Origin of the sequence: Burkholderia sp. Tr-20390 (genome assembly GCF_017104595.1) — a bacterium.
Lineage (GTDB): Bacteria > Pseudomonadota > Gammaproteobacteria > Burkholderiales > Burkholderiaceae > Burkholderia.
This window is the reverse complement of sequence record NZ_JAAGPC010000259.1, coordinates 1-9052: the sequence shown is the minus strand read 5'-3', so window position 1 is coordinate 9052 and position 9052 is coordinate 1. Positions and strand designations below refer to the sequence as shown.

Annotated in this window: 8 protein-coding genes, 1 pseudogene and 1 riboswitch; of the genes and pseudogenes, 4 read left to right on the top strand and 5 right to left on the bottom strand. The window is 70.1% G+C overall.

Translation table 11 applies throughout. From position 1 onward, the window contains the following. The 4 genes and pseudogenes from G3N98_RS36460 to G3N98_RS36445 all read right to left on the bottom strand — a co-directional run. Window positions 1-446 (bottom strand): annotated as a pseudogene (locus tag G3N98_RS36460) (thiamine phosphate synthase); the annotation flags it as partial. Continuing rightward, window positions 443-1258, bottom strand: a complete 816-nt coding sequence (locus tag G3N98_RS36455; RefSeq protein ID WP_034183640.1) for a thiazole synthase — start codon at window positions 1256-1258, stop codon at window positions 443-445. The pseudogene G3N98_RS36460 and the gene G3N98_RS36455, both read right to left, overlap by 4 nt. Before the next feature lie 49 nt (window positions 1259-1307). Beyond that, window positions 1308-1505 (bottom strand): sulfur carrier protein ThiS, encoded by a 198-nt coding sequence (thiS, locus tag G3N98_RS36450; protein WP_011350713.1) that lies wholly within the window; start codon window positions 1503-1505, stop codon window positions 1308-1310. Between the two features lie 32 nt (window positions 1506-1537). Continuing rightward, window positions 1538-2674, bottom strand: a complete 1137-nt coding sequence (locus tag G3N98_RS36445) for an FAD-dependent oxidoreductase (RefSeq protein ID WP_089460350.1) — start codon at window positions 2672-2674, stop codon at window positions 1538-1540. A gap of 225 nt (window positions 2675-2899) precedes the next feature. Continuing rightward, a riboswitch (TPP riboswitch) is annotated at window positions 2900-3023 on the bottom strand. A gap of 269 nt (window positions 3024-3292) precedes the next feature. Between G3N98_RS36445 and G3N98_RS36440 the strand changes: the two genes are divergently transcribed. The 4 genes from G3N98_RS36440 (at window position 3293) to G3N98_RS36425 (ending at window position 8673) form a co-directional block, all read left to right on the top strand. Next, window positions 3293-5062, top strand: a complete 1770-nt coding sequence (locus G3N98_RS36440; protein WP_089424329.1) for an ABC transporter ATP-binding protein/permease — start codon at window positions 3293-3295, stop codon at window positions 5060-5062. After that, window positions 5059-5835, top strand: coding sequence for an SDR family oxidoreductase (locus G3N98_RS36435; protein WP_206150837.1), 777 nt, complete (start codon window positions 5059-5061; stop codon window positions 5833-5835). The genes G3N98_RS36440 and G3N98_RS36435 overlap by 4 nt, the downstream gene beginning before the upstream one ends. A gap of 233 nt (window positions 5836-6068) precedes the next feature. Beyond that, entirely contained in the window at window positions 6069-7331 is a 1263-nt protein-coding gene (locus tag G3N98_RS36430; protein WP_206150836.1) for an MFS transporter, read from the top strand. 25 nt (window positions 7332-7356) lie between these two features. After that, window positions 7357-8673 (top strand): D-amino acid dehydrogenase, encoded by a 1317-nt coding sequence (locus G3N98_RS36425; protein ID WP_206150835.1) that lies wholly within the window; start codon window positions 7357-7359, stop codon window positions 8671-8673. A gap of 81 nt (window positions 8674-8754) precedes the next feature. On the opposite strand, the gene G3N98_RS36420 is transcribed toward G3N98_RS36425, so the two are convergent. Beyond that, window positions 8755-9052: 2'-5' RNA ligase family protein (locus G3N98_RS36420; RefSeq protein WP_277396944.1), on the bottom strand; the 298-nt coding region annotated here is incomplete at its 5' end.

The window sequence follows — 9052 nt, the reverse complement described above, 5'->3', positions numbered from 1 at the left end:
GCGGCGTCGACCGGCCACGCATCGGCGGCGCGGGTTTCATCGCCGTCGCGCCAGGCCAGCGCCAGCACCAGCGCGTCGATCGGCGCAAAGCCGCAATCCAGGAACGCCGCGAGCGCGGCGATCCAGTCGTCCCCGAGCGGATGCGCGGCGTCGAGCGCGTAACGCGCGCCCGCCGTGTGAAACACCGCGCCCTGCTCGTCGAATTCGATCGCGACGGCGCCCGGCGCCGCGGGCCGCGACGCGGCCGACACGCGCGCCTGCGCGGTGCGGTCGCCAGCCGAGACGATCAGCACGTCGCCATCGGCCGGCACATCGGGCACCGCGACACAAAGCCGCCACGGCGCAGTGCCGCGCGGCCAGTCGCCGAGCCGCGCGCGAATCCGCTCGGCCGCTTCGGCCAGTTCGTCGGCCGGTGGCCAGAATGCATCGGCGAAACGCGCGCTCATGCGCCGCCTCCGTCCTGGTGCCAGAACGGCATCCCGACGACCGGGGTGCTCGCATGCGCGGTCTCGCGCGCATCCATCGGCCCGGCGAGATAGGCGGCACGGCCGGCCTCGACGCCCTGCGCAAACGCGCGCGCCATGATCTCGGGATGCGTGGCCTGCGACACGGCCGTGTTCAGCAACACGCCGTCGAAGCCCCACTCCATCACCTGGCATGCATGCGACGGCACGCCGAGCCCCGCGTCGACGATCAGCGGCACGTCCGGCAGGCGCTCGCGCAGCACGCGCAGGCCGTACGGGTTCACGACGCCCTTGCCCGTGCCGATCGGCGCGCCCCACGGCATCAGGGCCTCGCAGCCGACGTCGAGCAGGCGCCGGCCGATCACCAGATCCTCGGTGCAGTACGGCAGCACCTTGAAACCGTCCTTGACCAGTTGCGCGGCCGCTTCGATCAGGCCGACCGGGTCGGGCTGCAGCGTGTAGTCGTCGCCGATCAGTTCGAGCTTGATCCAGTCGGTGCCGAAGACCTCGCGCGCCATGTGCGCGGTGGTCACGGCTTCGGCGACGGTCTGGCAGCCGGCCGTGTTCGGCAGCAGCGGCACCGCGTGGCGCTTGAGCAGGTCGAAGAAGCCGGCTTCGGCCGTGCCGCCGGTCATCTGGCGGCGCAGCGCGACCGTCACCATCCCGGGACGCGACGCGGCGATCGAATCGGACAGCGACTGCAGCGACGGATAGCGCGACGTGCCGAGCAACACGCGGCTTGCGAAGGTTTCGCCGTACAGCGTCAACGCGTCGGCGGAGGTGAGGGACGTCATGTCGTTTTCCTGAAAGAGCGGGGACGAAGCGTGAACAACGCGGCGGCGCTCAGCCGCCCGCGACCGGGTGCACGACGTCGAGCTTGTCGCCCGCCGCGAGTGCGCGCGCCGCGTGCTGCGTGCGCGCGACGAAGTTGCCGTTCAGCGCGACCGCGTACGGCGGACGCGCGCCGTACGCGGCGAGCGCGTCGGCCACCGTTGCGCCGTCGGGCAACGTCAGGTTCTGTTGGTTGATCTGGATGTCCATGGGGCTTCGTCGAATTCGGTCGGCAGCGCGCGTCAGGCCGGCTGGCGCGCGTCGTTGCGGTGATGAAGGAGCGTCGGCCAGCGCTCGGCGTCGCGCCACGCGGCGAACGCATCGGCATCGCCGAACGCGCCGCCGAGCGCGGCTTCGGCAACAGCGACCGCCGCGTGCGCGACTTCCGGCGCGATCATGAAGCCGTGCCGGTACAGGCCGTTGACGGCGAGCGTCGACGCGCCGTCCCAGATCACCGCCGGGCGATGATCGGGCAGCGTCGGCCGGCACTGCGCATTGAGTTCGAGGATGCGCGCCTCGCCGAACGCCGGATGCACGGAGAACGCCGCGCTCAGCAGTTCGAGCGCGGAGCGCACGCTGACGGGCGACATGTCCTCGCCCTCCACCTCGGTCGCGCCGATCACATAGAGATCGTCCTGCTTCGGCGCGATGTACAGCGGGTAGCGCGGATGCAGCAGCCGCACGGGCCGGGTGAGCCCGATGCCGGGCGCACGCACGCGCGCGACTTCGCCACGGATGCCGCGCAACGCGGGCAGCGCGGGTTTCGCGCCGAGCCCGCGGCAATCGATCGTGAAATGCGCGGCGGGCAGGTTTGCATCGTCGATGGTGACGTGCCAGTGCAGGTCGACGCCGCGCTCGACGAGGCCGGCCGCGAGCGCGCGCAGCGCCTGGCGATTGTCGAGCTGGCCTTCGTTCGGCAACAGCAGGCCGCGCGCGAAGCGGCCCGCGAGCACGGGCTCGGCCGCGTCGACCTGCGCGCCGGCGAGCGTCACGAAACCGCGGTCGAACAGGTCGGCCGGCGCGTTCGCGCGCACGCGCCGCTCGAACAGCGGCGCCTCGGCGCGATCGGCGTGGTGCCAGACGACGAGCGTGCCGTGCTGCTGGAAGAAGACGGGTTCGGGCAGTTCCGCGAGCCACTGCGGCCAGCGCGCGAGCGACGCGGCGCCCAGCTCGGTGATCAGCAGCTCCGCGCTCGCCGCTTCCGCGAGCGGCGCGAGCATCGCGGCCGCGATCCACGCGGCCGACTGCTCGCCGTCCGGGCCGCCGCGCTCGTAAAGCGCGACGCGATGCCCGTCGCCCGCGAGCCGCCAGGCAATCAGGCGGCCGACGAGGCCGCCGCCGAGCACCGCGAAATCGGGTCGGGAATCCCGGGCGTTCATCGCGCGCCCTCCGCGCGAGCACGCACGACGAGCGTCGACGCGCACGCGCCGCCGCATGCGAGTGCACGCGGCATCGGGCCGGGAACCATGCAAAAGACTGAAGATTGTGCGGTCATCATTCCTTCCGTAACGCGCAAAGCGCGTACCCAAAAGGACGAAACCGGCAGCAAAGGCCGGCCGGGCGGGACAAGGGCGCTGACCATGTGGGATGGCAGCCAGCGCGACCCGGCGGGATCAGAAACTTCCCTCGCCGGTATTACCCGGATCGGGTGCGAAGGGTCTTTCTCAGCCTCATCGCGCTGCCCGGAACATCTGCCGGCCGCGCCACGAAGCACCCCTGTTTCGTCGTCGGCCATTAGACCATAAAAGCGGAAAGCGCCGCAAACTGTCCCCCTTGCGGCAAATTCGCCGACGTGCCGCGCCGCTCTGGCACAATGCCCGCAGGCCGGCCGCGCGAGCGGCCGGTTGCCGCGTCACCGCCGGCCTTAAGTGCCGTTTAAGACGCGCGGGCGACCATCCGGACGCCCGCCGTCAGTCGGCGCCGCGTCCCGGCATGCCGTATCGCGGCGCGCGCCCGGCTTCGCCCGGCCCGCGCGCCGGCTACTCATCAGGAAGCACATGACCCAATCGATCGATCCCGTCCGCTCCGCCTCCGACGCGCCGCAGGACGAGCGCCCGGTATCCGCATGGAGCCTCATCAAGCCCTACTGGGTATCGTCCGAATGGAAAATCGCGTGGGGCCTGCTGGTCACGATCATCGCGATCAACCTCTGCGTGGTCTGGATCAACGTCCGGCTGAACAAGTGGAACGCGGAGTTCTACAACGCGCTGCAGTCGAAGGACGTCCACGACTTCCCGAACCTGCTGATGCAGTTCTCCGCGCTCGCGTTCGCCTTCATCATCCTCGCCGTGTACGGCCGCTACCTGCGGCAGATGCTTGGCTTTCGCTGGCGCCAGTGGCTCACCGACCGCTTTCTCGGCCAGTGGCTCGGCGATCGCGCGTTCTACCGGATCGAGCGTGACCGCCTCGCCGACAACCCCGACCAGCGGATCACCGACGATCTCCAGTCGTTCGCGACGACCACGCTCGCGCTGTCGCTCGACCTGCTGTCGACGGTCGTCACGCTCGTGTCGTTCATCACGATCCTGTGGTCGCTCGCCGGCGCGCTGACGATTTCGCTCGGCGCGACGCCGATCGCGATCCCCGGCTACATGGTGTGGGCGGCCGCGCTGTACGCGGTGGTCGGCTCGCTGATCATCCAGAAGGTCGGCCATCCGCTCGTGTCGATCAACTACCAGCAGCAGCGCGTCGAGGCCGATTTCCGCTTCGGGCTGATCCGCGTGCGCGAGAACGCCGAGCAGATCGCGTTCTACGACGGCGAGAAGACCGAGACCGGCAACGCGCAAAACCTCTTCATGCGCATCCGCGACAACTGGTGGCGCGTGATGAAGTACACGAAGCGGCTCACGTTCGTGCTGAGCTTCTACGGGCAGATCGCGATCATCTTCCCGCTCGTCGTCGCCGCGCCGCGCTATTTCGCGGGTGCGTTCTCGTTCGGCGTGCTGATGCAGATTTCGTCCGCGTTCGGCACCGTCAGCGATTCGTTCTCGTGGTTCATCAACAGTTACTCGACCCTCGTCGAATGGCGCGCCACCGTCAACCGTCTGCGCGAATTCAAGCGCGTGATGAGCACGTCGCACCTGAAGGAAAGCCTGTCGCCCGCGACCGAGCACGGCGGCATCAACCTGCACTACGTCGACGGCGCGAAACTGTCGACGTCGTCGCTCAAGCTCGCGCTGCCGAACGGCAACGCGCTCGCGAACATCGGCAGCGTCACGATCGAGCCCGGCTCGCGCTGGCTCGTGATCGGCAAGTCGGGTTCCGGCAAGAGCACGTTCATGCGCGCGCTCGCGGGCCTGTGGCCGTTCGGCGACGGCGCGATCGATGCGCCGGTCGGCGCGCGGATGATGTTCGTGCCGCAGACGAGCTATCTGCCGATCGGCACGCTGAAGGCCGCGCTCACCTATCCGGCGACGGCCGACGCGTTCAGCGACGAAGCCTGCCGCGACGCGCTGCGCGCATGCCGCCTCGAGGATTACGTCGACCGCCTCGACGAGACCGCGCACTGGACCCGCGTGCTGTCGCCGGGCGAACAGCAGCGCCTGGCCGGCGCGCGCGTGCTGCTGCACAAGCCCGACTTCCTGTTCCTCGACGAGGCGACCAGCGCGCTCGACGCCGACAACGAAGCGCGCCTGTACCACCTGTTCGCCGAACGGCTGCCGAAGGCCGCGATCGTCAGCATCGCACACCGCGAATCGCTGGCCGCGTTCCACGTCGGCACGATCAACGTCGAGCGCGTGAACGACAGCGACAAGGTCGCGGCTTGAGCGCACGCGCCGCGCACATCGCACGGATCGCGCTAATCACCGGCGCGGGTTCCGGGATCGGCGCGGCACTCGCGCGGCGGCTTGCGGCACCCGGTATCGCGCTGGCGCTGCACGCGCGCGGCGCGGACGAAGCGGCGCGCGCCCGGCTCACCGAAGTTGCTCACGCATGCACGGCGGCCGGTGCGGAATGCGTCACGCTTACCGGCGATCTCGGTGAGCCGGGCGTCGCCGCGTCGCTCGTCGATGCGACCGCCACGCACTTCGGCGGGCTCGATCATCTCGTTGCCAATGCCGGCTTCGCCGCGCGGCAATCCTTTTCCGGTCTTTCCGCGGACGCGCTCGCGTCCGCCTTCGCGGCGATGCCCGGCGCGTTCTCCGCGCTCGCGGGCCGCGCGCGGCCGCTGCTCGAAGCGTCGGTTGCGCCGCGGATCGTCGCGGTCAGCTCGTTCGTCGCACACCGCTACCGCGCCGACGCGCCGTTCGCGGCCACTGCCGCTGCGAAGGCCGCGCTCGAATCGCTTGTGCGCTCCGCCGCCGCCGAATTCGCCGCGCGCGGCATCACCGTCAACGCAGTCGCGCCGGGCTTCACGCGCAAGGACCACGGGCCGAGCGCCGGCAATGCCGCCGCATGGGCGCAGGCCGAACAGGCGACACCGCTCGGCCGGATCGCCGAACCCGACGATGTGGCTGCGCTGATCGCGTTCCTGCTGTCGGACGCCGCGCGGCAGATCACCGGCCAGGTCGTGCATGTCGACGGTGGCCTGACGCTCTGAAGCACGTGCCCGCGCGCCGTGCCGGCGCGTGGACCGTCACCGTTGCCCGGGCCTGCCTGTCGCCCAAGCGCGATCGGATCGGCCATCACGCGCTCCCCGGACGAACGCCCACCGCCCTCGCCATTCACCGCGCCGCCACACACCGGCACTCACCTTTTTGGCACCCCGCATCCCGCCCGTAAAATAGCCGCCAGACGGCAGCGCGAGACGAGACAAAAGAGGGGGCGGCAAGCATGCAGGCATTCCAGTGGTTCAACGAACTGTCGACGCGCGAGCGCAGGACGCTGTACGCCGGCTTCGGCGGCTACGCGGTCGATGCGTTCGACTTCATGATCTATTCGTTCCTGATTCCGACGCTGATCGCCACCTGGGGCATGACGAAGAGCGAGGCCGGGATGATCGCGACGAGCTCGCTGATCTCGTCGGCGCTCGGCGGCTGGGTCGCCGGCATCCTTGCCGACCGCTACGGCCGCGTACGCGTGCTGCAGTGGACGATCGTGACGTTCGCGCTGTTCACCTGCCTGTCCGGCTTCACCCATTCGTTCTGGCAGCTGCTCGCGACGCGCACGCTGCAGGGCTTCGGCTTCGGCGGCGAATGGTCGGTCGTGACGATCATGATGGCCGAGACGATCCGCTCGCCCGAGCATCGCGGGAAAGCGGTCGGCACCGTGCAGAGCAGCTGGTCGTTCGGCTGGGGCGCGGCCGCGATCCTCTACTGGGCGTTCTTCGCGCTGCTGCCCGAGCAGGTCGCGTGGCGCGCCTGCTTCTGGATTGGCATCCTGCCTGCGCTGTGGATCCTGTACATCCGCCGCAACGTCAGCGATCCGGACATCTACACGGCCACCCGCCGCGCGCGCGACGAAGGCCGCGTGTCGGGCCACTTCCTCGAGATCTTCTCACCGCCGCACCTGCGCGCCACGCTGTTCGGCAGCGCGCTGTGCACCGGGATGCTCGGCGGCTACTACGCGATCACGACGTGGCTGCCCACCTACCTGAAAACCGTCCGCCACCTGTCGGTGTTCAACACGAGCGGCTATCTCGTCGTGCTGATCGTCGGCTCGTTCGTCGGCTACGTGGTCGGCGCGATCCTGTCCGACCGGCTCGGCCGCCGCGCGTCGTTCATCCTGTTCGCGATCGGCTCGTTCTCGCTCGGCATGGCGTACACGATGCTGCCGATCACCGACACCGCGATGCTGCTGCTCGGCTTCCCGCTCGGGATCGTCGTGCAGGGGATCTTCGCGGGCGTCGGCGCTTATCTGTCGGAGCTGTATCCGGGCGCGATCCGCGGCTCGGGCCAGGGCTTCTGCTACAACCTCGGGCGCGGGCTCGGCTCGTTCTTCCCGATTCTCGTCGGCGCGCTGTCTCAGTCGATGTCGCTCGTGAAGGCGATCGGCCTCGTGGCCGGCGGCGGCTACCTGCTCGTGATCGTCGCCGCGCTCGTGCTGCCGGAAACGCGCGGCAAGTCGCTCGTCGACGATCCGGCCGTCGTGTCGTGAGCGGCCTCTTCGTTCGGGAAACCGCATGCACGTGATCGTTCTCGGCGCCGGCGTGATCGGCGTCACCACGGCCTGGCACCTGCGCGAAGCAGGCTGCGACGTCACCGTGATCGAACGCGAAGCCGATGTCGCGCAGGCGACGAGCCTCGGCAATGCGGGCGTGATCGCCCCCGGCTACGTGACGCCGTGGGCCGCGCCCGGGATGCCGGGCAAGATCCTCAAGTATCTGTTCAAGCCCGCTTCGCCGCTGATCTTCCGGCCGACGCTCGACGCCGCGCAGTGGCGCTGGATCGCGCGCTGGCTGCGCGAATGCGAGTTCGAGCGGTTCCGTGTGAACAAGCAGCGGATGCAGCGCATCGCGTACTACAGCCGCGCGTGCCTGCACGCGTTTCGGGACCGCCATCCGTTCGACTACGGCGCGAGCCGCGGCTACCTGCAACTGCTGCGCGGCGCGTTCGACGTCGAGATGGTGCAGCCCGCGTTGAAGGTGCTGCGCGACGCGGGCATCGCGTTTCGCGAACTCGACGCGGCCGGCTGCACCGCGATCGAACCGGGCTTGCGCTGGGCGCGGCAGGCGCCCGTCGGCGGCATCTACCTGCCCGACGACGAAGCCGGCGACTGCGCACGCTTCACGCGCGAACTGCGGGCGCTGTGCGAAGCCAGCGGCGTGACGTTCCGCTTTCGCACGCAAGTGCGGGCGCTCGACGTTGAAGCCGGCCGGGTGCGCGGCGTGCGGATCGTCGGCACCGGCGACGAGGATGGCGGACCGAATCCGCGCGCATCGAACCCCGGCGGCCAGCACCGCGACGTGCGGCTCGCTGCCGATGCGATCGTCGTCGCGCTCGGCGTCGACAGCGCCGGCCTGCTGCGGCCGCATGGCATCGACGTACCGCTGTATCCGGTGAAGGGCTACTCGGCGACGCTCGCCGTCGTCGACGACGAGAAATCGCCACGCGCCGCGCTGATGGACGAATCGCTGAAGACGGCGATCACGCGTTTCGGCCCGACGCTGCGCGTCGCGGGTACCGCGGAACTCGGCAACCGGCACGCCGCGCTGCGCCAGCAGGCGCTCGATACGCTGATGAAGGTGCTCGACGACTGGTTCCCGCACGCGGCCGATCGGGCGTCGGCGCGCTTCTGGGTCGGCCGCCGGCCGATGACGCCCGACGGGCCGCCGCTGCTGGGCGCAAGCGGGATCGACGGACTCTGGCTGAACGTCGGCCACGGCTCGACGGGCTGGGCGATGTCGACGGGTTCGGGGAAGGTGGTGGCGGATCTCGTCACGGGGCGAGAGCCGGAGATCGATCTGTCGGGGTTGACGCTCGCGCGCTACGCCAGGTAGTAGGCCCGGCGATATCGTCGACGCGATGCGCTGACGCGATACTCATGGCGGCCGGCAATCGCAACGCAGCTCACAAGCCGCTCACTGCGCCGCCTGGCCGCCCGCCTCACCGTCCGCCCGTGCAATCGGCGCCGACACGATCGGCCGATGCGACACGCCTTCGTGCGACAACCGGCTTTCGAACAGCGTGAGCGCGTCGAACCGCAGCGCGACCGGCCGCTTCACCGCACCGCCGTGCGCCGGCTGCCCGACCGCATCGTGCGGCAGCCGCGCGAGCGTCACGTGCGGGCGGAACGGCCGCCGGTCAGCCCGCCCCCCCGGTTCCCGCCCCCTCGCCGAAGGATCGGCATGCGCGGGTGCGGCGGCAGGGGTCGTGGAA